The 25,419-nt window shown below is 56.6% G+C and carries 30 protein-coding genes; 8 read left to right on the top strand and 22 right to left on the bottom strand.

Going from position 1 to position 25,419, the window contains the following annotated elements; genetic code table 11:
- The first annotated feature begins 36 nt into the window (after nt 1-36).
- A complete protein-coding gene (punR, locus tag ACVWZP_RS12090) occupies nt 37-951 on the top strand; it encodes a DNA-binding transcriptional activator PunR (RefSeq protein ID WP_457369769.1) in 915 nt (304 codons plus the stop codon).
- 118 nt (nt 952-1,069) lie between these two features.
- On the opposite strand, the gene ACVWZP_RS12095 is transcribed toward punR, so the two are convergent.
- Nucleotides 1,070-2,239 (bottom strand): aspartate aminotransferase family protein, encoded by a 1,170-nt coding sequence (locus ACVWZP_RS12095; RefSeq protein ID WP_046490477.1) that lies wholly within the window; start codon nt 2,237-2,239, stop codon nt 1,070-1,072.
- A gap of 103 nt (nt 2,240-2,342) precedes the next feature.
- Between ACVWZP_RS12095 and ACVWZP_RS12100 the strand changes: the two genes are divergently transcribed.
- Nucleotides 2,343-3,248, top strand: coding sequence for a LysR family transcriptional regulator (locus ACVWZP_RS12100; protein WP_457369770.1), 906 nt, complete (start codon nt 2,343-2,345; stop codon nt 3,246-3,248).
- Here ACVWZP_RS12100 and ACVWZP_RS12105 read toward each other — a convergent pair.
- A complete protein-coding gene (locus ACVWZP_RS12105) occupies nt 3,245-3,868 on the bottom strand; it encodes an HAD family hydrolase (RefSeq protein WP_169863921.1) in 624 nt (207 codons plus the stop codon). The two genes, ACVWZP_RS12100 and ACVWZP_RS12105, sit on opposite strands and share 4 nt — an antisense overlap.
- A 176-nt stretch (nt 3,869-4,044) precedes the next feature.
- Nucleotides 4,045-5,238, bottom strand: coding sequence for an enoyl-ACP reductase FabV (gene fabV, locus ACVWZP_RS12110; protein WP_017848874.1), 1,194 nt, complete (start codon nt 5,236-5,238; stop codon nt 4,045-4,047).
- Nucleotides 5,239-5,558: 320 nt separating this feature from the next.
- Between fabV and ACVWZP_RS12115 the strand changes: the two genes are divergently transcribed.
- From ACVWZP_RS12115 to ACVWZP_RS12130, 4 genes are all read left to right on the top strand, one after another.
- Nucleotides 5,559-6,383 carry an aspartyl/asparaginyl beta-hydroxylase domain-containing protein gene (locus ACVWZP_RS12115; protein WP_046384298.1) on the top strand — a complete coding sequence of 275 codons (825 nt, stop codon included), beginning with the start codon at nt 5,559-5,561 and terminating at the stop codon, nt 6,381-6,383.
- A gap of 149 nt (nt 6,384-6,532) precedes the next feature.
- Nucleotides 6,533-7,906 (top strand): nucleotide 5'-monophosphate nucleosidase PpnN, encoded by a 1,374-nt coding sequence (gene ppnN, locus ACVWZP_RS12120; protein ID WP_046384299.1) that lies wholly within the window; start codon nt 6,533-6,535, stop codon nt 7,904-7,906.
- Nucleotides 7,907-8,071: 165 nt separating this feature from the next.
- On the top strand, nt 8,072-8,329 hold the full coding sequence (locus tag ACVWZP_RS12125; protein ID WP_026140263.1) for an AbrB/MazE/SpoVT family DNA-binding domain-containing protein: 258 nt from the start codon (nt 8,072-8,074) through the stop codon (nt 8,327-8,329).
- Nucleotides 8,326-8,721: a PIN domain-containing protein gene (locus ACVWZP_RS12130; RefSeq protein WP_457369771.1), complete on the top strand. Its 396-nt coding sequence runs from the start codon at nt 8,326-8,328 to the stop codon at nt 8,719-8,721. Before ACVWZP_RS12125 ends, ACVWZP_RS12130 begins: the two co-directional genes overlap by 4 nt.
- 7 nt (nt 8,722-8,728) lie before the next feature.
- Here the strand turns inward: ACVWZP_RS12130 and ACVWZP_RS12135 are convergent, their stop codons facing one another.
- Together ACVWZP_RS12135 and ACVWZP_RS12140 are read right to left on the bottom strand one after the other, a co-directional pair.
- Entirely contained in the window at nt 8,729-9,058 is a 330-nt protein-coding gene (locus ACVWZP_RS12135; protein ID WP_046384301.1) for a YXWGXW repeat-containing protein, read from the bottom strand.
- A 176-nt stretch (nt 9,059-9,234) separates the two neighbouring features.
- Complete coding sequence (locus ACVWZP_RS12140; RefSeq protein WP_169863919.1) at nt 9,235-10,131, bottom strand: LysR family transcriptional regulator; 897 nt, start codon at nt 10,129-10,131, stop codon at nt 9,235-9,237.
- Nucleotides 10,132-10,230: 99 nt separating this feature from the next.
- Here ACVWZP_RS12140 and ACVWZP_RS12145 point away from each other — a divergent pair, with 99 nt between their 5' ends.
- Nucleotides 10,231-10,902 (top strand): NADPH-dependent F420 reductase, encoded by a 672-nt coding sequence (locus ACVWZP_RS12145; RefSeq protein ID WP_046384302.1) that lies wholly within the window; start codon nt 10,231-10,233, stop codon nt 10,900-10,902.
- A gap of 84 nt (nt 10,903-10,986) precedes the next feature.
- Here the strand turns inward: ACVWZP_RS12145 and mqo are convergent, their stop codons facing one another.
- The 4 genes from mqo to ACVWZP_RS12165 form a co-directional block, all read right to left on the bottom strand.
- Nucleotides 10,987-12,633 (bottom strand): malate dehydrogenase (quinone), encoded by a 1,647-nt coding sequence (gene mqo / locus ACVWZP_RS12150; RefSeq protein WP_046384303.1) that lies wholly within the window; start codon nt 12,631-12,633, stop codon nt 10,987-10,989.
- A gap of 506 nt (nt 12,634-13,139) precedes the next feature.
- A complete protein-coding gene (locus tag ACVWZP_RS12155; RefSeq protein ID WP_057003769.1) occupies nt 13,140-13,361 on the bottom strand; it encodes a hypothetical protein in 222 nt (73 codons plus the stop codon).
- Between the two features lie 139 nt (nt 13,362-13,500).
- Nucleotides 13,501-13,866, bottom strand: coding sequence for a DUF6124 family protein (locus ACVWZP_RS12160; RefSeq protein ID WP_457369772.1), 366 nt, complete (start codon nt 13,864-13,866; stop codon nt 13,501-13,503).
- Nucleotides 13,835-14,068: a hypothetical protein gene (locus tag ACVWZP_RS12165; protein ID WP_193040506.1), complete on the bottom strand. Its 234-nt coding sequence runs from the start codon at nt 14,066-14,068 to the stop codon at nt 13,835-13,837. Before ACVWZP_RS12165 ends, ACVWZP_RS12160 begins: the two co-directional genes overlap by 32 nt.
- Nucleotides 14,069-14,351: 283 nt before the next feature.
- Here ACVWZP_RS12165 and ACVWZP_RS12170 point away from each other — a divergent pair, with 283 nt between their 5' ends.
- The gene (locus ACVWZP_RS12170) at nt 14,352-14,573 is read left to right on the top strand and encodes a hypothetical protein (protein ID WP_457369773.1); all 222 of its coding nucleotides are present in this window, start codon (nt 14,352-14,354) and stop codon (nt 14,571-14,573) included.
- Between the two features lie 141 nt (nt 14,574-14,714).
- Here ACVWZP_RS12170 and yidD read toward each other — a convergent pair whose 3' ends face one another.
- The 13 genes from yidD to ACVWZP_RS12235 all read right to left on the bottom strand — a co-directional run bounded on the left by yidD (nt 14,715) and on the right by ACVWZP_RS12235 (nt 25,415).
- A complete protein-coding gene (gene yidD / locus ACVWZP_RS12175) occupies nt 14,715-14,993 on the bottom strand; it encodes a membrane protein insertion efficiency factor YidD (protein ID WP_457369774.1) in 279 nt (92 codons plus the stop codon).
- The gene (locus tag ACVWZP_RS12180; protein WP_457369775.1) at nt 14,918-15,160 is read right to left on the bottom strand and encodes a DUF4177 domain-containing protein; all 243 of its coding nucleotides are present in this window, start codon (nt 15,158-15,160) and stop codon (nt 14,918-14,920) included. Before ACVWZP_RS12180 ends, yidD begins: the two co-directional genes overlap by 76 nt.
- 283 nt (nt 15,161-15,443) lie before the next feature.
- On the bottom strand, nt 15,444-15,635 hold the full coding sequence (locus ACVWZP_RS12185) for a hypothetical protein (protein WP_457369776.1): 192 nt from the start codon (nt 15,633-15,635) through the stop codon (nt 15,444-15,446).
- 188 nt (nt 15,636-15,823) lie between these two features.
- Nucleotides 15,824-17,062, bottom strand: coding sequence for a tetratricopeptide repeat protein (locus ACVWZP_RS12190; RefSeq protein WP_457369777.1), 1,239 nt, complete (start codon nt 17,060-17,062; stop codon nt 15,824-15,826).
- Nucleotides 17,055-18,407, bottom strand: coding sequence for a Dyp-type peroxidase (locus tag ACVWZP_RS12195; RefSeq protein ID WP_457369778.1), 1,353 nt, complete (start codon nt 18,405-18,407; stop codon nt 17,055-17,057). The genes ACVWZP_RS12190 and ACVWZP_RS12195 overlap by 8 nt, the downstream gene beginning before the upstream one ends.
- Nucleotides 18,388-19,752, bottom strand: a complete 1,365-nt coding sequence (locus ACVWZP_RS12200) for a radical SAM protein (protein WP_457369779.1) — start codon at nt 19,750-19,752, stop codon at nt 18,388-18,390. The genes ACVWZP_RS12195 and ACVWZP_RS12200 overlap by 20 nt, the downstream gene beginning before the upstream one ends.
- Nucleotides 19,753-19,980: 228 nt before the next feature.
- Entirely contained in the window at nt 19,981-20,598 is a 618-nt protein-coding gene (locus tag ACVWZP_RS12205) for a VOC family protein (RefSeq protein WP_457369780.1), read from the bottom strand.
- Between the two features lie 561 nt (nt 20,599-21,159).
- On the bottom strand, nt 21,160-21,954 hold the full coding sequence (locus tag ACVWZP_RS12210; protein ID WP_457369781.1) for a DNA adenine methylase: 795 nt from the start codon (nt 21,952-21,954) through the stop codon (nt 21,160-21,162).
- Nucleotides 21,955-22,103: 149 nt separating this feature from the next.
- Complete coding sequence (locus tag ACVWZP_RS12215; protein ID WP_457369782.1) at nt 22,104-22,646, bottom strand: lysis protein; 543 nt, start codon at nt 22,644-22,646, stop codon at nt 22,104-22,106.
- Nucleotides 22,628-23,191, bottom strand: a complete 564-nt coding sequence (locus tag ACVWZP_RS12220) for a glycoside hydrolase family 19 protein (protein WP_457369783.1) — start codon at nt 23,189-23,191, stop codon at nt 22,628-22,630. The genes ACVWZP_RS12215 and ACVWZP_RS12220 overlap by 19 nt, the downstream gene beginning before the upstream one ends.
- A 54-nt stretch (nt 23,192-23,245) precedes the next feature.
- Nucleotides 23,246-24,295 (bottom strand): phage late control D family protein, encoded by a 1,050-nt coding sequence (locus tag ACVWZP_RS12225; protein WP_457369784.1) that lies wholly within the window; start codon nt 24,293-24,295, stop codon nt 23,246-23,248.
- A 93-nt stretch (nt 24,296-24,388) separates the two neighbouring features.
- On the bottom strand, nt 24,389-24,595 hold the full coding sequence (locus ACVWZP_RS12230; protein ID WP_457369785.1) for a tail protein X: 207 nt from the start codon (nt 24,593-24,595) through the stop codon (nt 24,389-24,391).
- A complete protein-coding gene (locus ACVWZP_RS12235; protein ID WP_457369786.1) occupies nt 24,570-25,415 on the bottom strand; it encodes a phage tail protein in 846 nt (281 codons plus the stop codon). The genes ACVWZP_RS12230 and ACVWZP_RS12235 overlap by 26 nt, the downstream gene beginning before the upstream one ends.
- Between the last annotated feature and the right edge of the window lie 4 nt (nt 25,416-25,419).

Here is a 25,419-nt window from a genome sequence, read left to right on the forward strand (position 1 = left end):
TGGACACTTCTATCAATTAATTTGAAGGCAACCGCCATGTGGTCCGAATACTCCCTGGATGTGGTCGATGCCGTCGCACGCCATGGCAGCTTCAGCGCCGCCGCCCAGGAATTGCACCGCGTGCCGTCGGCCATCAGCTACACGGTGCGTCAGTTGGAAGAGTGGCTGGCCGTGCCCTTGTTCGTGCGGCGCCATCGCGACGTCGAGCTCACCGCGGCCGGCCGTCTATTTATAGACGAAGCCCGCGGCGTGATGAAAACCATGCTCGGTACACGGCGCCTGTGCCAGCAAGTGGCCAATGGCTGGAGCGGCCAGTTGAAGGTCGCGGTGGACTCCATCGTCAAACCCCAGCGCTGCCGGCAGTTGGTGCTGGATTTCTATCGGCAGTTCCCTGACGTGGAATTGCTGCTGGAGTACGAGGTGTACAACGGCGTGTGGGACGCCCTCGCCGATGAGCGCACCGACATCGTGATCGGCGCCACCAGCGCGGTGCCGGTGACGAGTCACTTCACATTTCGCGATATGGGCCTGTTGAACTGGTTGTGCGTGGTCAGCGCGAAACACCCGCTGGCGGCGCTGGATGGTTTGCTCAGTGACGATCAACTGCGCCCGTTCGCGTCCCTGTGCATGACCGACACCTCGCGCAACCTGCCCAAGCGCGATACCTGGACCCTGGATAACCAGCGCCGGCTGGTGGTACCGAACTGGGCCTCGGCCATTGACTGCCTGCGCGACGGCCTGTGCGTCGGCATGGCGCCGGCGCATCAGGTGTTGCCGTGGATCGAACGCGGTGAGCTGGTCGCGCTGCAACTGCGCCGGCCGTTCCCGGCCAGCCCGTCATGCGTGGCCTGGGCACAGAACAAACTGTCCCCGGCGATGAGTTGGTTGCTGGACTACCTGGGGGATAGCGAGACGATGAACCAAGAGTGGTTGAATGGGAGTGACCACTGAAGATCACCGGAATCCCTTGTAGGAGGGGGCTTGCCCCCGATGGCGGTGTGTCAGTTGCAGATTGCTCGACTGATACACCGCCATCGGGGGCAAGCACCCTCCCACAGGGGATCTCATTTCAATCCAGCAAGCGGGTGATGGCCCGCACGATCATCTCGACCTCCTTGGCCTCCAGGGTCAGCGGCGGCAGCAGGCGAATCACCTTGCCCCGCGTCACGTTGATCAACAACCCATGTTCCTCGGCGGCGCGCAGGGCCAGCTCGCGACACGGGTCTGCCAGCTCGATGCCGATCATCAAGCCCTTGCCGCGAATCGCCAGCACCTGCGGGTGCTCATCCAACTCCACCCGTAAGCGGGCCAACAAGCGCTCGCCCTGTTGCGCGGCGTTCTGCAGCAGGCCTTGTTCTTCAATGATCTCCAGCACGGTGCAACCCACCCGGCAGGCCAATGGGTTACCGCCGAACGTGCTGCCGTGGCTGCCCGGAGTGAACAAGTCGGCCGCCACGTTCCTGGCCAGGCAGGCACCGATGGGCACGCCGTTGCCGAGGCCTTTGGCCAGGGTCATCACGTCCGGCACGATGCCCTCGTGCTGGAAGGCAAACCAGGCGCCGGTGCGGCCGATGCCGGTCTGGATTTCATCGAGCATCATCAGCCAGCCGTGGCGCGTGCAGTGAGCGCGCAGGGCTTTCAGGTAACCCGGCGGCGCCACTTGCACCCCGCTTTCGCCCTGGATCGGTTCCAGCAAGACCGCTGCGATGCGCGTGCCGAACGCTTGCGTGATCGCCTCCAGCGCCGCCAGGTCGCCGAAGCCGACCTTGAGAAAATCCCCCGGCAAGCGCTGGAACCCCAGGCGTACCGAAGGCCCGTCGCTGGCCGCCATGGTGCCCAGCGTGCGGCCGTGGAAGGCGTTTTCCATCACCACCACCAACGGCGCCTCGATGCCTTTTTTCCAGCCGTGCAGCCGCGCCAGCTTTAGCGCGGTCTCGTTGGCTTCGGCGCCGGAGTTGTTGAAAAACGCACGATCGAGGCCCGACAGTTGGGTCAGACGCTGGGCCAAGCGTTGTTGCCAATCGATGCTGTAAAGGTTGGAGGTGTGCAACAGTAACCCGGCTTGTTCGCTGATGGCTGTCACCAGTTTCGGATGGGAGTGCCCGACGTTGGTCACGGCCACGCCTGCCACGGCGTCCAGGTATTCGCGCCCCTGCTGGTCCCACAGGCGCGTGCCCAGGCCACGCGCAAAGCTCAAGGCCAAGGGTTGGTAAGTGGTCATCAGGCAAGCGGCGGTCATGGTGGCAAGCTCCAGTGCTGGGTTGGGATGGGTCCAGTATCGTTAGCCACCCAAGCTGGATAAACTGTGCTTTCCTGCAATGACTTTAAACCAGGGCTTGATAATGGATCTGTTCCAGGCGATGTCGGTGTATGTGAAAGTGGTCGAGACCGGCAGCATGACCGCCGCGGCCCATGCCAGTGGGATGTCGACCACCATGGTCGGCAACCATTTGCGTGCCCTGGAGCAACGCCTGGGGGTCAGCCTGCTCAAGCGCACCACGCGCAAGCAAAGCCTCACGGAATTCGGCGGGCAGTATTACCAGCGCTGCCTGGAAGTGCTGGGGCTGGTGGCCGACTCCGAGCAATTGGCCGAACAGGCCCACAGCGACGTGCCCAAGGGCACCCTGCGCATCACCGCCCCGCCCGCCTTCGGCACCGAACGCCTGGCGCCGGCCTTGAGCGAATTTTCCCAACGTTACCCGCTGATCAAGCTGTACGTGGTGCTCAGCAATCAACGCATGGACCTGGTCGACAGCGGCTTCGACGTGGCCATCCGCCTGGGCGAGCTGGAACCCTCAAGCCTGATCGCCCGGCCCCTGCAGGACTACACCATCACCCTGTGCGCCGCGCCGGATTACCTGGCGCGACGCGGCACGCCGCAAACGCCCGAGGATCTGCAACAACACGACTGCCTGGCCTTCGCCTACCCATCCGGCGACGATTGGCGTAACGCCGACAAACTGTGGCGCATGAGCGACGCGGACGGCGAAGTGGAGATTCCGGTGTCCGGCTCGCTGACCATCAACAGCTCGCAAGCCCTGCGCCAGGCGGCAGTGCAAGGCATGGGCATCGTCATGCTGCCCGATGCCCTGGTGCAGCCCGACCTGCACAGCGGGAAGCTGGTGGCCTTGCTGACCGCCTATCAACTGCCCCGCCGCCCCATGCATTTGCTGTACGGCCAGGATCGTTACCGCCTGCCTAAACTGCGGGCGTTCGTGGATTTTGTCCTGGAGAAATGGGCGCGCTAAAAGCCCACGCCCAATTCACGCAGACGCTCAGCGGTGCGCTCGGCGCAAACGTGGTGAATGCCTTGCCAGCCCAGCGCGATAGCCGCGTCGATATTGCCCGCGACATCATCGATGAACACCACTTCGGCAGGCTGGATATCCGGCAGATGAGCGCGCACCTGGCCGAGGCTGGCGTGATAGATCGCGGCATCGGGCTTGATCAGCTTCAACTCGCCGGAGACCACGATGTCGCGAAAACACTGCAGGAACGGGTAGTTGGCCCGCGCATAGGGGAACGTCTCGGCCGACCAATTGGTGAGCCCGAACAGCGGCACGTCGGCCTGATGCAGCGCCTTGAGAATGGCCACGCCCTCGGGCAACGGCCCGCGCAGCATTTCATGCCAGCGGTCGTAGTAGGCCGTGATCAAGGTTTCGTGCTGGGGATATTGCGCGACCAGGCTGCGCGTCGCCTCGGCCAGGGTGCGACCGGCGTCTTGCTCGGTGTTCCAGGCCTGGGTGCAGATGTTGTCGAGGAACCATTGCCGCTCGTCATCATCGGCGATCAGCTGGCGGTACAGGTGCTGCGGGCTCCAATCGAACAGGACACCGCCAAAATCAAAAACGACTGCACGAATCGTCATCAGATCCTCCGTTAGCGTGAGTTGATAGCGGATGGAGTCTGGCAGATCGCGATGGCTTTACACACAACGAATGTGGGAGCGGGCTTGCTCGCGATGGCGGTTTGTCAGTGCCGGAGGTTTCGGCTGACCCACTGCAATCGCGGGCAAGCCCGCTCCCACATGTTTTTCGAGCGTGTTTAGGCTTGGACCAGACCGTTGATCTTCACGGTCGGATTCACATCAGCCTCGTAGTCCACGCCGTCGATCTCAAAGCCGAACAAGCGCAGGAACTCAGCCTTGTAGCCGGCAAAATCGCTGATCTCGTTGACGTTGTCGTCGGTGACCTGATTCCACAGCGCAGCCACGGCGTCCTGGACTTTCGGTTGCAGCTCGGCCAGGTCGGCACGCAGGCGGCCGTCGGCGTCGAGCTTCGGCTCGCGGCCGTACAGGCTGTCCTTGAACAGGCCATAGACCTGCTCGATGCAACCTTCGTGGGTGCCCTGCTCTTTCATCACTTTGAACAGCAACGACAGGTACAGCGGCATGATCGGGATCGCCGAGCTGGCCTGGGTGACCACAGCCTTGAGCACCGACACGCGGGCGTCGCCCTTCAGTGCGGCCAGGTTGTTGCGCAGGGTCAGGACTTTCTTGTCCAGGTCCTTCTTGGCTTCGCCGATGGAGCCGTTCCAGTAGATATCCTGGGTCAGCTTCTCGCCGAGGTAGGTGAACGCCGTGGTCTTGGCGCCTTCGGCCAGCACGTCCGCTTCACGCAGGGCGTCGATCCACAGCTGCCAGTCTTCGCCGCCCATGACTTTCACGGTGCCGTCGATTTCTTCCTGGGTGGCCGGCTCAAGGGTGGTGTCGACGACAACGCCCTTGTCGGTGTTGATCCCGCGCAGGGTCACGGCCTTGCCGATCGGCTTGAGCGTGGAGTTGTGCACCACGCCCTGCGGGTCGGTGCGGCGTGGCGCGGCCAGGCTGTAGACCACCAGGTCGATCTTGCCCAGGTCTTTCTTGATGGTCTCGATGGTCAGGCGCTTGATCTCGTCAGAGAACGCGTCGCCGTTGATGCTCTTGGCGTACAGGCCTTTTTCGACGGCAAACTTCTCGAACGCGGCGCTGTTGTACCAGCCGGCGGAGCTCAGCTTGCCTTCTTCGCCTTCTTTCTCAAAAAACACGCCCAGGGTATCGGCGCCGCAGCCAAACGCAGCACTGATGCGCGCGGCCAGGCCGTAACCAGTGGAAGCACCGAGGACCAGCACCTTTTTCGGGCCGCCTTCGATGACGCCGTGTTGGGTGACGTAGTCGATCTGTTCCTTGACGTTCGCTTCACAGCCAACAGGGTGAGCGGTCACACAGATAAAGCCACGAACCCGCGGTTTGATGATCATAAAATTTCTGCCTCTTCCAAGGTGCCGAAGGCCAATGGTGGCCATTCAACGTAATCGTACCGGTCTATGACGTCCAAAAAACCGAAGCGTCACGATAGTCGCAAATCTTCTGTTTACAAAATCCAATCCCAAACTCGCCGCGCAAGCCGCGCCGCGGGTTAAAAACTGTGTCAGTTCTTCACAATTTCGCAATATTTAAAACGCCCATCGTCCTGAGAACGTCTTATCATGACGAGATTGTTTCGATATGTTTCGCAACCCCACCACTCGCAGCCACGCATCTGGACCTGTCGAATGGAGTCCAGCTGGAGCTGAGTTTCATGAGTAAATCTGCGTTACGCAAAAAAGCCGTGTCGTTCGCCTGGGCATTCGGCGTCCTGCTGATTATCTACCTCTTTCCCCTGACCACCGTGGTGTTCCTCGGCCTCGTGCTGGTCTGCGGTATCTATGATTTCCTGCGTAACGGCCTGTATGACCGCGACACCTTCAAGAAATATTTCATCGGCAGCGGCCGCAATACCTGGCTGCTGGCACCGTTCAACACCCTGTTCGACCTGCTGAGCAGCCGCAACCGCCACGTCTACACGATGCGAGACCTGCCGCCCGCCTGGCGTGAAGACCTGCAACAGGTGATCGACGACGCCATGGCCCACAAGGATGAAATCATCGGCTACCTGGACGAACGCATGGCCGAGAAGAAACGCGGCATGCTGTTTTTCCAATGGTACGGCCGGCCGATCGAAACCACCCTGGACATCCCGGAACTGCGCAAGAAATTGCCGTTCGTGAAGACCATCGGCGTGTCGGTGTTCAACGAAAACCGTTCGACCTCCTTCCACTTCGGCCCCCTGCGCATGATGTTCCGGGTGCTCTATAACATGGCGCCGGCGCCTCACCATGAGGGCGTGTACATCCAGGTGGGCAAACACAAGCATTACTGGCACGACGACCCACTGTTTATCTTCGATGACACGCTGATGCATGCGTCCTTCAACAAGAACGATGCCAAGCGCTACTGCCTGTTCATTGATATCGTGCGGCCGACCGCGTTGCCCGCCGTCCTCAATGCCGTGATCACAGGGTTTGCCGGCCTGGTGTTCACGCTGCGTCGGGTTTTCTACAAAAACTGGAAGCTGATCCAGTAGGTTCTGCGGCATGATGGGGCTGGACAGTATTTGCGTAGCGCCTGCGGGCCAGCGAAAATAGCCGTCTCGTGCGACCGTATCCCGCGCCCATTCTTCTCAAGCCATCGCCCCCATGACGGGCGCGGTGGCTGTGCTTTCAAGGAATCAGAATGCCCCAACGTCAAGTCATCAATGCCTCCGTCAGCCCCAAGGGCAGCCTCGAAACACTCTCCCAGCGTGAAGTCCAGCAACTGAGCGAAGCCGGCTCCGGCAGCATCTATACCCTGTTCCGCCAGTGCGCCCTGGCCATCCTCAACACCGGCGCGCACATCGACAACGCCAAGACCATCCTCGACGCCTATAAAGACTTTGAAGTGCGTATCCACCAGCAGGATCGCGGCGTGCGCCTGGAACTGCTGAACGCCCCGGCCGACGCCTTCGTCGATGGCGAAATGATCGCCAGTACCCGCGAAATGCTGTTCAGCGCCCTGCGCGACATCGTCTACACCGAGAACGAACTGGACAGCCAGCGCATCGACCTGAGCAACTCCCAGGGCATCACCGACTACGTGTTCCACCTGTTGCGCAACGCACGCACGCTGCGCCCGGGTGTCGAGCCGAAGATCGTGGTGTGCTGGGGCGGGCACTCGATCAACACCGAAGAATACAAATACACCAAGAAAGTCGGCCACGAACTGGGCCTGCGCAGCCTCGACGTCTGTACCGGTTGCGGCCCCGGCGTGATGAAAGGGCCGATGAAGGGCGCGACCATTTCCCACGCCAAGCAACGCATCAACGGCGGGCGCTACCTGGGCCTGACCGAGCCGGGCATCATCGCTGCGGAAGCACCGAACCCGATCGTCAATGAGCTGGTGATCCTGCCGGACATCGAGAAGCGCCTGGAAGCCTTCGTGCGCGTCGGCCACGGCATCATCATCTTCCCGGGCGGCGCCGGCACGGCGGAAGAGTTCCTCTACCTGCTGGGCATCCTGATGCACCCGGACAACCGCGGCCTGCCGTTCCCGGTCATCCTCACCGGGCCAAAGCACGCCGCACCGTACCTGCAACAGTTGCACGCATTCGTCGGCGCCACCCTCGGCGAGGCCGCGCAGGCGCACTACCAGATCATCATCGACGATCCGGCCGAAGTGGCCCGCCAGATGACCGCCGGGCTCAAGGCCGTCAAGCAGTTCCGCCGCGAGCGTAACGATGCGTTCCACTTCAACTGGCTGTTGAAGATCGACGAAGGCTTCCAGCGCCCGTTCGACCCGACCCACGAAAACATGGCCAGCCTGCAACTGAACCACGCGCTGCCACCCCATGAACTGGCAGCCAACCTACGTCGCGCGTTCTCGGGGATTGTGGCGGGCAACGTCAAGGACAAGGGCATTCGCCTGATCGAGCAGAACGGCCCTTACCAGATCCATGGCGACCCGGCCATCATGAAGCCGCTGGATGAACTGCTGCAGGCGTTCGTCGCCCAGCACCGCATGAAGTTGCCGGGTGGCGCGGCATATGTGCCGTGCTACCGCGTGGTGCAATAAGTCAGCACACATGCTGTAGCGCTTTAACCTTGTGTTCAGGCTTGTCGGCGGGAGACGTCGGGCTATCGTTTTTACGAAGCCCGACTGACCCACACCGAGGAGCGACCTATGGACCAACGGATCTTGTTCTCCCAGACGCCTTACCCTAATGTAAGGAGTATCACGATGGAGACCTTCAATATGGCGACCGCCACACTGACTTCAAAAGGACAAATCACCATCCCCGTCCAGGTCAGGACAGCCCTGGGCCTGGAAACGGGAGACCGGGTTGAATTCGTCGAAATGGAAGACGGCAAATTTTCCATTATTGCCGCGAGCAAAACCGTTCACGACCTCAAGGGGCTGATCCGCAAGCCTGCCCAGGCCATTTCCATCGAGGACATGAACCGCGCGATTGCGGCACAGGGAGCGAAAGCCCGATGATCGGCCTGGATACCAATGTGCTGGTGCGCTATGTCACCCAGGATGATCCGGTCCAATCCGCCAAGGCATCCGAGCTGATCGAATCCCTCACCACCCTGTCGCCAGGCTTTGTCAGCCTGGTGTCGGTGGTGGAGTTGGTATGGGTGCTACAAAGTTGCTACCAGTCAGCCAAGAGCGATGTGGTGGCGGTGCTGGAAACGCTGCTGCGAACCCGTGAATTGATCGTCGAGTATGCCGAGATCATCTGGCAGGCGCTCCGGCGGTTTTCGGCGAACAAAGCCGATTTCGCCGACTGTCTGATAGCGCGCTGCGCCCACGCAGCCGGCTGCGAGTACACCGCCACCTTTGACCTCGATGCGGCCAAGGCTGCGGGCATGAAGCGACTGGCCTGAGCGGGGTTCAGCGAACCCAGCCACCATGCTGCCAGTGGTAACCGTCATTTCGTTGCACCCAATGCGGATGCACATAACGGTAGCCCTCGCGCACCGGCTCCCAATGGCCGTGTACCGCCACATAACGCCCGCCTTCCCAACGCCAGTACCCGCGTGACCATACATAACCTTCGCGCACCGCCGGCTCGACTTCGATCACTTGCATCGGCGGCGGTTGTGGCGCGACCACTTCCACATACTCACGTTCTACCGGTCGACGCTCATGCACGACACGCTCTTGCACACACCCGGACGCCGCGACGACCATGGCCGCCAATGCTGCATAACGTAGCAACATACAAACCCCTCGGGCGCTAACGCCCCACACCTACCTCAGTAAAAAATCCCCCCTTGTTCCAGCCGCGCTCCTGCAAGGCCTGGGTACTTTTTAACAGGTGGTGTCTGTCGGGTTGCTGAACCTGCCGACAGTGCATCCCGAGGAACAGACGGAAGGCCGAGTCGCGATTTGAACGCTCAAGCCGGGCCAAAGCGCTCCAGCACAGCCTCGACAAAACGCCGCAACTTGGCGGTACGCTGGCGGTTGGCGGTGTAGACCAAATGCATGGGCCGGCTCGGCGCGTCAAAGTCCGGCAGCACTCGCACCAACTCGCCCCTGGCCAGGGCCGGGCGCAGAAAATCTTCCGGGCCGAGCACAATGCCAAACCCATCCAGCGCGGCCGACATCAAGGCCCTGCTTTCGTTGATCTGCAAACGGCTGGCAACCTGCACGGTGTGCGGGACCGAGCCCTGGTAGAACACCCATTCGCGATCTGCCGGGCGTGACCAGAAGGCGTAGCCCAGGCATTCATGCTGTTGAAGGTCCGCCGGCCACAGCGGTGTGCCTCGTGCCGCCAGGTAGGCCGGCGCCGCGCAGACCACCAGGCGATACGGCGCCAGGGGCCTGGCGGTCAGCCCCGTGATCGCCGGGGGGCCAATGCGGAAGGCGGCTTCGTAGCCTTCCTCCACCAGGTCGACAAAACGATCGGTGAGGTGCAGGTCGATGTTCACATCGGGGTTGTCACGCAAAAACGCGGTCACCAAGGGCATCAGGCTGTAGGAGCCGAAGGTCACCGGGGCGGTGATTTTCAGCGTGCCGCGTGGGGTGTCATTCATGATCTGCGCCAGGGAATCGGCGGCCTCAGCCTCCGTCAGAATATGCTTGCAACGCTCGTAGTAAGCGCTACCCAACTCCGTCAGGCTTTGTCGGCGCGTGGTGCGATTGAGCAAGCGCGCACCCAGGCGCTGCTCCAGCGCTGTGACATGCTTGGCCACCATCTGCGCCGACATATTCAAACGCTCGGCGGCTCGCGCATACGAGCCCAACTCGGCGGCGACCACAAAGGCATTCATGCTCGAAAGACGGTCCATCATTCCCAACTCCCAGTAACGACACCCACGCCAATACGCTCGTTTATCACCCTGTGATTGTTAATCATCATAACCGCTCCCCTACTTTGCAGGAGCAAGGCCATGAAGATTGGCGTGATTGGAGCAGGTTTCATCGGACGCGCGGTGGCCCAACTGGCGCTGGCGGCCGGTCACGAAGTGATGTTGAGCAACTCCCGCGGCCCGCAGTCCATGAGCAGCGTACTCAGCGGCATCTGGGGCGTTAAAGTGGGCAGCGCGCAAGACGCAGCCAGATTTGGCGACGTGGTCCTCGTGGCGATCCCCCTGGAACATTACCGCAGCGTGCCCGCGCAGTGGCTGGAAGGCAAAACAGTGATGGACGCCAACAATTACTACCCCGAGCGCGACGGGCATATCCCTGAATTGGACCGTTTTGAAACCACCACCAGCCGGCTGCTCGCCGAGCATTTGCCGCATTCCCATGTGGTGAAAGTATTCAACGCAATCTTTGCACCGGACCTGACGCGGGACGCCCGCCCTCACGGCGCACCCGACCGCCGCGCACTGCCGGTGGCGGCGGATGACGCCGCGGCGAAAGCGCAAGTGATCGAGTTACTCGACGAACTCGGTTTCGACGCCGTGGATGCCGGTGGGCTGGATGAAAGCTGGCGCTTCGAGCGGGCCAAACCGGCCTATTGCGTTGTGCTGGACCGAGCCGGCTTGACGGCGGCGCTGGCGGCAGCCGAACGAACGGTTGAACTGCCTGCGGTGGAGCGCACCCACCCCCGCGCATAAACACGCGCCCACAAAAAGCCCGCTGAGCGTCATCGGCTCAGCGGGCTTTTTTTGACCGATCGGCCCCAGTCTCAGGGCCTGGTCTTACAGCGCCAGATCAGACGCCGGTTTGCTCGGCTCAGCCGCAGGCTTGGCAGCCTCGGTGGCCTTGGGAGCGGTCATCTGCGGAATCGCTGGTGGTGGAGTCAGTTGCAGGATACCGGCGGTGTAGGCCCATTCCTTGGCAACAGCCTCAGGACTGTCGTTCAGCTTGGTGCCGTAGCTTGGCACGATCTGATGCAGTTTTTCCTGCCAGGCCGGAGTCGCGACCTTGTCCTTGAACACTTTCTGCAGCACGGTCAGCATGATCGGAGCCGCGGTCGACGCGCCTGGCGATGCACCCAACAGGCCGGCGATGGTGTTGTCGGCGGAGCTGACCACTTCGGTGCCGAGTTTCAGCACGCCGCCCTGCTCTTCGTCACGCTTGATGATCTGCACACGCTGGCCGGCTTGCCACAGGCGCCAGTCGGACTGCTTGGCGTTCGGGAAGTACTCTTGCAGTGCCTTGAAGCGGTCGTCATCCGACAGCATCAGTTGCCCGGCGAGGTACTCGACCAGCGGGTATTCGCGAATACCGACTTTGGTCATCGGCCAGATGTTGTGGGTGGTGGTGCTGGTCAGCAGGTCCAGGTACGAGCCTTCTTTCAGGAACTTGGTCGAGAAGGTCGCGAACGGGCCAAACAGAATCACGCGCTTGCCATCCAGCACGCGGGTGTCCAGGTGCGGCACCGACATCGGCGGCGCGCCCACCGAAGCTTTACCGTAGGCCTTGGCCAGGTGCTGCTCGGCGATGGTTGGGTTATCGGTCACCAAGAACGAACCACCCACCGGGAAGCCCGCGTATTCCTTGGCTTCAGGAATGCCCGACTTTTGCAGCAGGTGCAGGGCACCGCCGCCGGCACCGATGAACACGAACTTGGCGTCGGTTTCGGTCTTGCTGCCATCTTTCAGGTTTTTGTAGCTGACACGCCACGAACCGTCGGCGTTCTTGGTGATGTCCTGCACTTCGCTCGACAGTTTCAGGTCGAACTTAGGCGTGGTTTGCAGGTGAGCGACGAACTGGCGGGTGATCTCGCCGAAGTTCATGTCCGTACCCAGCGGGCTCCAGGTGGCCGCGATTTTCTGGTTCGGGTCACGCCCTTCCATCATCAGCGGAACCCACTTGGCGATCTGCGCCGGGTCTTCGGAATACTGCATGCCAGCGAACAGCGGGCTCGCTTGCAAGGCTTCGTAACGCTTTTTCAGGAACTTGATGTTGTCATCGCCCCACACAAAGCTCATGTGCGGAGTGGAGTTGATGAACGAACGCGGGTTCTTCAGCACGCCCTGCTGGACCTGCCAGGACCAGAACTGGCGGGAGATCTGGAACGCTTCGTTGATTTCGACCGCTTTCGGGATCTCAACGTTGCCGTTCTTGTCTTCCGGGGTGTAGTTCAGCTCGGCGAGGGCCGAGTGACCGGTACCGGCGTTGTTCCAGCCGTTGGAGCTTTCTTCGGCGACGCCGTCGAGGCGCTCGACCATTTCCATCGACCAGCCCGGCTCCAGCTCGTTGAGCCAGACACCCAGGGTCGCACTCATGATGCCGCCGCCGATCAGCAGCACATCGACTTTCTTTGCCTCTTCCGCATGAACGGACGTGATCCCCATCGACAAAGCCAGCCCCAGCAGGGCCGTGTTTACTTTCTTAAACATCAGTAGCACCTATGATAAAACGCCATCCGCCCCACTGCCTCTGAGCCCGGGCAACCCTCGATCACGCGGCGTCAGGCAACGCAGCGCCGGGTTTGCACATTCACTCAAAGACCGCAGGGTGGGCACACAAGGCCGACGTATCGACCTCACTTTTATGTCCCTTCTGCGCTGACTTCTTATCATTATTGGCTTCAGCTACCTGGGCGACAGCCAGCCGCCGGGACGTATACGGGTGTACGTTCCGGAGAAAGACTAGACCAAGATGGCGCGCAGAATATCACGCCAACCGGCGATCATGCGCTGTTTGGCTAATTGACAGCTCTAAAATAGGCGTTTTGGCAAGGCTGATCGGGGTGAGTGTCAAGCCTGACAGACGCGACGTGAAGTCACAGGCATGGCTATTTGATAGCGTGCAGCCTCACGCGCCGGGGCCCCTCATGTGGGAGGGGGCTTGCTCCCGATAGCGGCGGTTCAATCAACACATCCCTGACTGCCCCACTGCCCCATCAGTCATCATGCAACAACCCAGAACCATACTCACCATAACTACTACCCAGCCCACTGCCGCCAAAATTCATCTTGGCGGCCTTGTTGGGGCTGTGGTCACCAAACGCCTGGCATCCCCCTGCAAAACAAGGGTCGCGACTCACGCCCGACGAATCCGACGAACAAGCGCTCAACAGCAACGCGCCGGCGATCATCACGACTTTGACAAGGTTCGAGATCATTTTTTCAGCTCCCTGTGGGTTCGGGGGTTTCCCATAGAGATGATCGTAGGCCTCAACGGCGCAGGGAATGATGAAACTTCGCCGGAAGACAGAATGGGTTCAGGTTGCCGCCTTGGGCTAAGGCGGCAGAGGTCGATTGTCAGGCTGTAGCCGGGCTGATGACACGAGCGACTTGGTCATGGGCCCGGTCAACGAGTAGCCCGCTCAGGTCGATCAGTTGCTGAATGCCCAAGACAATGGAGCGCTGGGACTCGTCGAGGTTGAAAGCCACGGTAGCGGCCATTTCGCTGGCGGACGCAAGGTTTTCGGAAGCGTTGGCCAGGAGGGTTTCGGTGTCTATGTCGGGGCTGACGAGGAATAGGTTGTGGGTTGGGTGTTCGTCAGGCGCATTGTCGGTGGATTGAGGCAAGTCACGAGCAATGGCACGTTGAGCTGTGGCGTGAAGCTTGGTATCGACGGGCGAAGGGTCGCGATCAATAGAGAGACTGGGCGTGTTGCTGTGCATGGGCGAAGCTCCAAATAGTGACGGGAGTTAAAACGCCTTTAGCGATACGGACTTCCACCTCCGGCCGCTGGATTGGCAGCGGCTTGAGGAGGTTAGCGGCGGGAGGTTTGAGGAGCAAGTCGAGAAGAATGCGGGATATTTCACCGACATTCCCGGCATATTCCACACATGGCAATGCCCCGCTCGAAGTGGTGAAGAGCACGGTATACACCTCCCCGACACCTAAGAAACATCCCCGATAAACTACGCCATTCGCCTCGTTGACTCAGATTGCCAATGTCCCTACAGACAGGTCCACTTTCCCGCCGTTTCTCTGTCGCGCCGATGATGGATTGGGCATAGTCCTCCCCCAACAACCTGCCCTCACGGGCTGAGCAGCTATAATCCTCTCGTCTTGTAGCAATTTCTAAGCAACTTGACATCACTGCCTGCCAAGGGCACTACCGGTACTATGCTTGTACTTTTTCTCGGGAGGAGCCGACGCCATGCTTGGTGATTATTCGCTGTCCGATGTACTTGAGAGGATGTACACCAACCAGCTTGCCTTGGAGGCAGCCTTAATGGAGCTGACACTACACCTGGAACAGCATGGCTCGTCAGAGGTTGGGAATAACGTTCGTGGGGCGCTTGACACGATTGGTGAAAACGCCGGCCACATCAAACAGGGCTTAGCCAAGCTCAGGGGTTCGAGTTCCGGCCAAGCCTAAGCCATCTGAGGTGTGCAGCCGGTAATCCCAACGCGGGCAGCATAAGGTGCTAGTAAGCAGCAATCGGCCAAAAGCAGCCCGTCAGGATCATGGCAAGCAGAGCTGAACAGTTAAGGCGTCGGGGCTCACTGTCCGACTTATTCAGGGAAAATCTTTCCCGCCGTTCGGGTACCGACACCTGCAGATGCGGCCCACAGCCATACGGCAGCCGTTTAGAACACCATACTTTTCGATGGCTTGTATCGCATAGTTTGAACAGGAAGGCTCAAATCGGCAGGCATCTCGCAATCGAGATGGAGCAACTCGCTGATAGCAGCGAATTGCTGAGACGGCGCAAAGCTTGATCATCGGGGCTTGCGCAAAGAAATCACGTAATAGTGGTTCAGCACGTTTTTCTTCCCCAGTAACGCGTCGAAGCATCCCGGTTTGACTGAAACGCCAATCGTGTCAATCCGATAGAACTCCCATCCATCCTCAGCATGAGTGTTGACCACATTTTGTAGATAAACAGCGGCCTCGTTCCCCCGGTGCTCCTTCGCACGAACTTCAATGTTTGGCGGCACTTGAACCATTTTGTAGATGTACATCCGTGATCACCTTATGAATGCTTGTATTCCCCCTGAATACAAAGCGCATTCGCTTTATATCTGGTTCCTAGCCGGATGAACAACCCGAATCGCACGCTCCCGGATCGGCCAAAAGCAGGCGCTCAAAAATGGCAGGTATTGCGAAGTTGGGGTCAGACCATAGGGTTGCGAGGAAAATGGCCCCCCGATGTTATTGCAGGACTCGGACCGTTACCTGCGTCCTGTGGCTAAACGGGGGACATTTCTCGCAGCAACTCGGCTCGCGATGAAACGGCAACAGACCCTAGGGCTGAAAGCGCGAGATGTTCTCTCGCAATGTCACGCTGGTGCGTGCCAGTCCTTCGCTTTCCTTCTGCGCGCTGCGGAAGGCTGCAGCGGATTGCTCGGCGCTTTCGCTGACGGTCACGATGCCCCGGCTGATCTGCTCGGCAACGGTACTCTGCTGCTCGGCGGCAGCGGCGATTTGGTGGTTCATGCCGTTGATCCGCTCGATCATGGTTACGATTGTGCTAACCGCGTCACCGGCCTCGGAAACGCCGGACACCGACTGCGCACTGGAGCGCTTGCCACCGACTGCTAATGGCCGATGCTGCCTGTCGCGAAGGGCCTAGGTGTCTAGGTTTTATCGTACTGTGACTGCCGGCAGCATGTTCGTCGGCGGTGTCATGAATACAACAAAGTTATGTTGGTTCTTAGATCTTGAAATAGCTCCCCAAATTTTGGCTCATCAGAGCAATGAAAAAGTGCAGAGTCGAAAATCACAGCTCTATTGCATTTGTAATCAATTTTCTCGTATGGCTTATTATGTATAAAGCTATGTATTAGTTTTTCATCGCCATTGTATTGTTGGAACGAGCAGTCTTCAGGGCGACTGGCGCTATATAATTTTAATCCACCTCCTGATTCTCCTAGTTTTGCCGAGTCATCAGTAATCCAAAAATTTATATTGATTTTCGCAAAGTCAGCATGCACTCCGACTCCTCGCGTCCCGATGACATTTCTGTATGCCCATACTTGACTCAAACAGAGTCCCCCTAGTAACTGGGGAAGTCGCGCAGATAGTTCAGTTGCTATTTGGTCTATAAGTGGGGTGCGAAAACCATTATGCTCATATGCGCCAAGGTATCCAAATCCTTTCTGAGCATCGTTAAACCAAATCCAAGATTCCAGAACATAATTTTGAAGTGCCTTCAATGTGTTTGGGGAAAGTAAGTCGTCGACAATCACATATCTGCACTCGGGCTGTGATCTAAAAAAAGTAGCCTCTTTCTCAGCCCAGTCTATGCAATTGAAGCATTCATTTGTTCGGTTGGCGGGAAAGACATTAACAACCCGCCTGTAAACTCTATGTAATAAACCAACTTCCATGGGGTCAAGTGTTGTTGCAATCCGTGCATCTATGCTAGGCCACGAGTAAAAATTTTGTAGAAAGTGTTTTTCAAATATTTCTATTAAAATTGAAACTTCAGCTTGATAGGTTTTATCAACTACCTCTATATCTATCAAATGTTGGAGCTGAAGGGTGTCGTGAACTATACGTGCCGGAGTAACATATGAGAAAGGTAGCATTCGACTTTCTGTTGGTTGAGTTGGTGACATCAGCGCACGATTTAATGCCGATTTAAATTTGTCATACTGACCGTCTCGTAGCATGGCGGTAGCCAAAAGATAGTTACTGTCTTGGAGTGCGCCAACTTCAATATGCATGGTTTCAAGTGTTTGAGCTGCATCTTTAAATAATCCGCTTTGAATGAATAGCTCAGCAGCGAGGTAATAGGCTGCGTCATAATTTGGCCAAAGTTCATTAATTCTTTTTAGTATTCTTGTCGCTTTTGTTGTTTCACTTGAGTTTTTGAGATTGACTGCTTCAATCAGCATGCTTACAGGATTGATATTAGTCATTGTTTGTGTCATCCAAGTTTGACGCAATTAGCTGTAGCATTTTTATGCTTGGAGTATAAAAATACTCGCCGCCCTTTATGGTGGTTACATTCCCGAAAGAAAATTTTATTTTGCTTATAGGTGAAGGCCATGGCTGCGGCCACTGTTGATTTAATGAATTTTGAAGGTCCCACAGGCCGCTAATTCCATCTTGGCCGACCATTTTTATTGGCGACTCAGAGCTGCGAGGGCTGTTCAACCACGCGCCTTGTATTTTCTCAAATTGAGTAGAGATATCCCGCTGAAAACAAAAGAATAGAAGTCCGCATGTAGACGTTTTGTTGGAGTTTCCGTAGGGAATACCTCTCCTCACAATTCTTACATCCTCCGCTGGTATTCTAGGATTTGATTTTCGAATATGACTGTGCAATGGACACTGCATGCCATCTAAATCGTCGGCGAACGTGAATGAGTTAATGTCTCCCGACATTACTTTCACAGTTGGATCGCCTTCAGGGAAACGACCCATAGCTAATGAACCTGCAAGCTTTTCACTAGCACCGATGGCCTGAGAAAGTTCAGATTCCAATTTTTTAAAAATTGACATGTTTTGTTCAATTTTTCTATAAACACAATAACTCCCGAAGCTGGAAGTAATCGGAGCCTCTGAGACCAATACAATGTCATGAGGATCATAAGAGTTGTCATAGATATGACTGCTCTGGCTCTCTATTTGATCCTTGAAGAATAAAGGTTGACTAATTCCGTCTCTGAATCCAAAGTGCTCGATAACTTCTCCCTGGGAATTCCTGAGCATTTCACCACGTTCTATGTGAACTTCCGCGCCTTCGCCAAAATAAAACGAAACGCTATCTTGTTGATCCGCGATTTTTTGTTCAAGTTTTTGCTGGTCTGAGCATGCAATTTGGATGCAGCAGTGAGGACTGGATTTATAAAATGGATCCCAATTTACGGTGCCTCTTTCCCCTAGGCGTAACATTGAAGTTTTCATCCCGTCTCGAAAAGCGACTTCACGAGGTATTAATCGAGCAGGTATTTTTAAGGCTTTGTAGGCAAAAATGCTTAGCATAACGCTGAGGATGACTGAATCCTCTATTAGCAGCGTCTTATAATTTTTGATTTGTTCTAGTTGTTGTGCAGCAGATGTGACTTTTAAGCTATGGAGCCACTTACCTACTTGTATTCTGTTTAGAAGGGCTAGGTTCCATGTTATGAATAAATACGCGACAAAATCTCTTCCATGAGATTTTAATATTCCCGCCTGGACCGAATCAAGTAATGTGGTAGTTGCTTGATCATTGGGGTCAAGCCCCTCAAATCTCTGGCTATCTCCTGAAGTGATCATCAATAGTGCTCCGAGCAGAAAGACGCTGCCTTGTGATCTTATCAATTGTCTCTTTGCGATTCTCCGGAATTAGCATTGTCAGTATTGCGGGAACTAATTCTTCACCTGTCTCGGTCAGAGAGTAGCCATCCGTAGTTCTAGCACACAAACCTAATGATACTAAATTCTCTATCTTCTCAAAGCACTCAATGTCATTGGAAATCACTTTTTCGCTAACGTATCCCTTTCTTGGCCAAGTCACACGTTCACGCTCGTCAAGCGAATAGGTAGTGAACGTTGTTGCCGGAATTATTTTCTTGGATGTTAGATCGCTGTACTGCTTAGGTGTAGTGGAGGAGCCCCACATTGCTCCGGAAAAAAAAGACTGTGCTCCTCTGCCGAACCCTAAAACCTGACCATTATTCCAACCGTAGTAGCATTCATCGTAGTTTCCTGGCCGATTGACTAGATTATTTTCAATCGAAAAGTCTCGTCTGAATTTGGTATATCCCATCATGCTAAATTCTTTATTTAAAAATTTTTTTACAAAGCTCCGCATTTTTATAGCTTCGGAGGGCTCAATAGGTTCAACACCATACGCGGACAGTGCAGCTAAGAAGCTAGGAGAGGCATCAAGCGCCTCAAACAAGAACGCTTCAATAGCATTTGGCCGGATTCTTTGCATTAGCTCTTCAAGATCATTTCGCAAGGCATCCAATGTCTGACCTGGCCATCCGAAGATGAAATCAACCATTACCTCTTCAAACAAAGGCGATGCTAATGCATACACAGTTGATAGAGTTTCCAGTGTTGGTTTGAGGTTAAGAATGCTGCGCATATTGGGATCCATTGTCTGGATGCCATATGAGAGCCTGTTAAATCCGAGAGATGCTATCTCACTTAAATACTTTGGTCGCCTCAGAGAGTTCGCCTCACCCTCAAAAGATATCTCAACAGCTAAATTAGTGTCGAAGTTGCTATTGATAGCATCAAGAATTATTTTGATTTGGCCAATTGAAAGGACGCTGGGTGTGCCTCCCCCGAAATAAATGCAACTGACTGTGCGTAATTCGCGAGGGATATGGCTTGCAACAAATTCTATTTCAGAAGTAAGAAGGTTTACATACTCGTTTATTTGCTCATAGGGACCAACCTTTTGCTTGATAAATCCGCAGAATTGACAGAGGCTTGGACAGAACGGAATATGTATGTATATCGCTAGCGGCTTTTTTAGCCACTGCGAATTTGCACCGTCAAGACTCGAAAGGTGGGACGCTACCGAAATACTTGGCGCCAGTCCCTCTCCGGACACTTCGAGCGGGTATGCGTAAAGTGTTTCCTTCGGAAATATAAGCCCGGGGGACATATCAGCTATCCTTCTGGGTATCTATGTTGCCCGCGTCAACTAGAGGGTTCGCAACTGCACTGCTTCCGCCTGAGTTCTGCGCGTCTTGTTTTGCCTGTAGCTCCGCTACGGCCTCTTTCAGACCGGGCCAGCGCTCCAGTAATATAGGAGACAAAGCTAGTGAAGGGTACATTTGAAGTAATAGGTTACGGTCTTTCCATGTCCAGCCCATGTCATTCACTCCTATGCTCAGACAATGTCATTATTAAATTCCCATCTAACCCCGAACGGGTCTATAAGTTGGAACTTTGATCGCTGATCGAAAGTCTTTGCTAAAGCTTCTAGTACTACGTCGTTTTGATAAAGCGCGCTATTGCTCGTTGCGCCAATGTCCCCGGGTTTCAAGGCTGACAAAAACGTAGGGTTACTTATCAATGTAATTTTGTATTTTGATGTGTAATCTTGAGCATAGGCCAAAAGATGAGCAAAGGTAGCATCTAAGTCTTTCACTCTTACAGATAAAGCTCCTGTGCCATTAGAAAAGTATTGCGAGAATCCTGAAGTTAGCCTGGGTTCGAACTGCGTAGGCATTTGAGCATTTGATCCGTCATATACTCCACGTATTCGAACCTTTACTAGTTTAATTGTTAATGTATCTGGCCAAGTGAGGAAGCGAAGGCTTACTCGAAAGTCATCAACATTTCCAAACCAGCCATAATATCTAGCAAGTCCTGGATTGGCCAAGTTGTCATGGCTTTGCATTTCTACGAAATCTAAAACTTCTCTGTAGAACTCGCTGGCATAGTCGATATCGTCGACAATTATGTGAACGTGGGCTAAGTCAACACACTGAATTCGATCAGGCATACGTGCTCCATTAGTAGACTGTATGTCCCTTTAGATTATTAAGGATTTAATGGTTGCTAGTGGGTTTAGCAACTCATTGACAGCTTAGGGTTTAGTCGAGATTTACGGTGTTGGCAATTTTTTTAAAAAGAAAGTTATTTCTGTTTTTTTTTACTATAATTTTAGGTTTTTCTTTCGCTTTAGAAAATTAATGGAATTTCGGTGCCATTTCTGTGTCGGGAGTAACTGTTCTTAGCCTTTAGCTGAATTGGTGGCACGCCGCTTTTCACGATTGCTACCTATGGCGAAGGGCTGCAATTGGCCCAGAGTGTGTAAAAACGCTTCGCCAAAATTGAAGTGTGCGCGTCTACGTTAAATCTGAAATTTATCGGCAAGTCTGCAGATGTGGATTTCGCGTAGAAACGCGATTTCCAGTCCGGTTTGGAGTACCTGACGCGCTCAAAAACGTTTTACACAGCCTGGGCCGATTCCTGCCCTCGGTGAAGGGCAGCTTTGGGTCGGACGCAGCCACACAGAAGGCGGGTAATTAAGCTGGCGCCAGCAATCCAGCCGAAAATCGAATCAGAACAAGCCTCCAAACGCCGATGGTTCCCAGTTCATGATCACCAACTCACCGCTAATCTCAGCCTTCCCCTGCCGCTGATTGGTCGTGGAGTAGCGTATATCCAAAGTTTCGAAGTGAAAGCCCTCGAATACCCGCCGGATGTCCGGGTGATCGTTGATGCTGACCATCACCTTGCCTTTACACCGTCGCATGAAGTCGGCCATGCGCTCGTAGTTTTCAAAGGGGAAATCCACGCCATAGCCCGCTGTCTGCCAGTAAGGCGGATCCATGTAGTGAAAGGTGTGGGCGCGGTCGTAGCGTTCTGCGCATTCAAGCCAGGGGAGATTTTCGACGTAGGTCCCGGACAGCCGTTGCCAAGCGGCCGAGAGATTCTCCTCGATCCGCAACAGATTGATGGCCGGGCCAGTGGTGGCAGTACCAAACGTCTGCCCGGTGACCTTGCCTGCAAAGGCATGGTGCTGCAGGTAAAAGAATCGGGCGGCGCGCTGAATGTCAGTGAGGGTTTCCGGGCGGGTCATCTTCTGCCACTCGAACACCTGCCGAGAACTGAGCGCCCATTTGAACTGGCGGACGAATTCTTCCAAGTGATTCTGCACCACGCGGTACAGCGTCACCAGGTCGCCGTTGATGTCGTTGAGGACTTCAACCGGCGCGGCCTGAGGACGCATGAAGTAGAGCGCGGCGCCCCCGGCAAAGACTTCCACGTAGCATTCGTGGGGAGGGAAGAGCGGGATAAGGCGGTCGGCCAGGCGGCGTTTGCCGCCCATCCAAGGGATGATGGGTGTAGACATATAAAAGCAAGACCTTTGCTGTATGGATAAACAGTGCTAGGCTCGCTCCGCTTTGTGCACGAAGCAGGAGCCTTGGCTGGACTTGCAGGGACGTTCTGCGGGGAAGGTGGCCGGGCTGGATGTTGACGCATCCTGCCCGGCCGCTCCTTTTACTTCGGTGTAGAGACTTCTTTTGCGTAGGCCTGACAGGCCCGTAGGGCGATCAATCCTTGGTCGCCGGCATCGGTGATTCCGATAATTCGCTGAGCATGCGCTGGGTCAAGTTGGGCTCTTGTGGAGCCATGAACCACGCGGCCGGTGGCGGTGGTGGCTGGCACTGAACAGCCGCTGGCGGCGTCGGTGGCGGCGAGTAAGACTGACAGCCGCAGATCAGCAGTAGCCAGGCGATCACGCAGACGAGCCTGCTTCGTTTGCTCATCAGTCAATTCCTTGTAGTGGGTTTCATCTTTGTCCTGCAGGCGTTGCTCCAGAGCAAAGCGCTTGTCCTGCTCGGTGCGCTGCAGAGCGGCAGAGGCTTGCGATAGCTCGTTGAGGGTGTCCGCATGCAGCCGGGCCTGGCGCTCCAGCTGCTGGCCGTAACGCCATCCTTGAACGGTCCAGGCCAATGCAGCAGAGCCGGCCGCCAACATCACCAGCAACAAGCCAACAGCAGCGATACGGAACTGCTCAGGGATCAGGTCGAAGAGACGCATAACACTGCCCTCGCCCTGGCCCACAGCTGCAGCCGATCTTCCAGTCCGTTGAGCCCGCCATTGATCCGGCGGGTGATGGTGTTGAACTGATCTTGATCAGCGAGTGCATTCAATGCATTCACGGACCAGAACCACGCAGCTGACTCTGCCGCCCACTGCGGCTGCTCGAGCAGCTCAGGCGTGCCAAGCAATCGCTCATCGCCGAACAATGCCAAGCTGCAGCGCAGGTAGTTGTCGTGGCCGGTGATCTGGATCAGCCCGCGCCCTCGATAGCGTTGGCCGTCACCGTCGGCTGCAGGCGTGTTCCCCAGCTTGGCCGCAAGCGCGCCGGTGTCGTACTTGCTGAGGTATTGACCACTCCCCAGCTCACGCACGTACTGCAACTGGCCCGACTCGTGGCCGATCTGGGCGAGGAATGCCGCCTGGCGCTTCGGTGTGTCGATCTTTCGATTCGCCATGGCCGCGTTTAGGGCGGATACAAAAACGCCGGCTTGGCGGCCGGCGTTCGGGAGGATCTGCAGCAACTGCTGCTGGGTGATGGGCATACAAGCTCCTAACATGAGTAGCCCGCACTTGGCGGGGGTTGTGGTGCGCGACCGCTAAGCCAGGCTGACGACTTTGACTGGCTTAGCGGCTTTCTTCGTTTTCTTGCCTTTGGCTTTGGCCTTGCCCTTTTTACCGCCGTTGCACTCGACGGTGGTGGACCAGCCGGCTTGGGTGAATGTCTGCTCGACTGAATCCACCAGGTACTCGCCATCGAGCCCCACCTTGAAGCCCTGGGCGTTGATAGAGCGCTCCGCGAAAAGATCCGTGCGCCCGACCATTTCCAGGCGCACTCCCGCCGTCGAGCGGTTGAACGCAGCCAATCGCGCCTTAGCCGCTGACTCGGCGGCGGTCTTGTTCGGGTGAATATGGCGGTCGGTGTGAACTGCCGGCAGGCCATCCGGCACGTCGTCATTCTCCAGGGAGACCACTGACAACTTGCCCGTCTTCTTGTCCTGATGCTTGGCCGCCACGGTCTTGTGCGCGTTACGGTCGCCCAGGCGAAACTGCCAGCGGCTTACGTCGCTGCGCGTGATGGTGATCGCGCCAATCACCTTGCCGCTGGCACTCAGGCCCGCTTGGCGCTGCATCACCATCAACTTACCGTCACCCACCTTGGCGGTGCAGTCGTATTGCTTGGCCAGGCGCGTGACAAAGCTGAAGTCAGATTCGTGGAGCTGGTCAGCCCGGGCGACTTTCGTAGCGATGGTGCAGGCTGGGGTCCAGCCGTTACGGGCCGCGATATCGGAAACGATTTTCGACAGCGGCACGCCTTCCCAGCTGCCGCTGCGGATCGATTTACCGGTACCGCGCATGTCGCTCGCCTTGCCACGGATAACGATGGTGTCCGGCGGGCCGGATACCTCGATTTCATCGACCACATAGAGCCCCAGGCGCACCAGGGACGTTTCGGCATAGCCCAGGTAGACCTCGATCCCGGCGCCGCGTTTGGGCAGCGTTACCAGGCCGTCGCGGTCATCAATACGCAACTCAAACTCGTCCGACTCCATGCCGGGCTTATCCGTGGTGCGCAACAGCAAAAGCCGATCGTTAATCAGCGACGTAATGTCGGAACCGTTCGCGACGATTCTAAATTGGGGAGTCATAGGGCATTGGCCAATAAAAACCCGCACTGGGCGGGCTCTAGGGAAAGGAGGCGTTACGCGTAACGGAACAAGGGCGCAGCCGATAGAACTGAATCAATCCCACAGCGCCACTTGCTCATCCACGGGACCTGGCAGATCCGGCAAGAAAATCACCACGCCGGCACGGTAAGGCTGATCCTCATCCGCCAGCCCCTGATTGGCTGCCAACACGGCCTCGACACTGCCCACCAGATGGCCATAAAAGTTATGGCAAATGGTGTCCAACAGATCGCCGTCAGATGTTCTGCATGTCGTCGCCATAGCGCACAAACTCCAAGGTAAACGCCTGTTTTCGGGGGATACCGCCCTGCATCAGCGCGCTTTGGTCTTCGTCAATGGTCTTGAGGCACCAGGTGCCCAGCACAAAGCCATAACCCGTGGTCAGGGTCACCGGCTTAAGCTGTGAGCCTATTGAGCGCAGCGTATTGAGCTGTTCCAGCCCGCCCCGGTAGCCCGGAAAAATATCGCCCTTGAGCGTGATTTTCTCATCACCCATGCCCACGGCCTGCTGGGCAGACCGACGCGTCAGGCGTTCCTGGGAGGCCCAGCGGTATTCGGTCGAGCGGCGCAGCGAATCAAAGGCAGCCGTATCAAGGTTGAAGTAATACGGCTGCGCCTTCGAGTCCAGCGGCTGAATGATCAGCAGATGGGGAAAAGGCTTTACCGCCTCTTTTGCCGGCGTCGAATCCGTGGCAAATGCGCCGGTGGGCAGGATGTTGGCCAGTGACGGGTCAATCTTGCCGGCGATCTTGTTGATCGCTGTAGCAGCACGCCCGGCCTGCTCTTTCAAGGTGCCCAGGCGTTCGTCTATCTGCGACAGGGCGCGCGTCGCACGGTTGTAGGTGGCCACCACCTGGCCAACCTTGGCCTGGGCGGTGGCAATGCCACGCATGACGCGCTGAAGCTTTGCCCCTACGGCCGGGCCAATAAACGGCAGATCCTCCAGCTCGTTGGCGGCGCCGGTGATTTCGCTGATTGCACCATTTACCGGCCCCATCATGCCGTCGATACTGCGCCGGCCCGCCTCCCCGGCCGAGGCCAGATACTTCAGGCCGGACTGTAGCTGTGCCAGTGATTCCATGATC

It is taken from the genome of Pseudomonas sp. TE36184 (assembly GCF_054060055.1).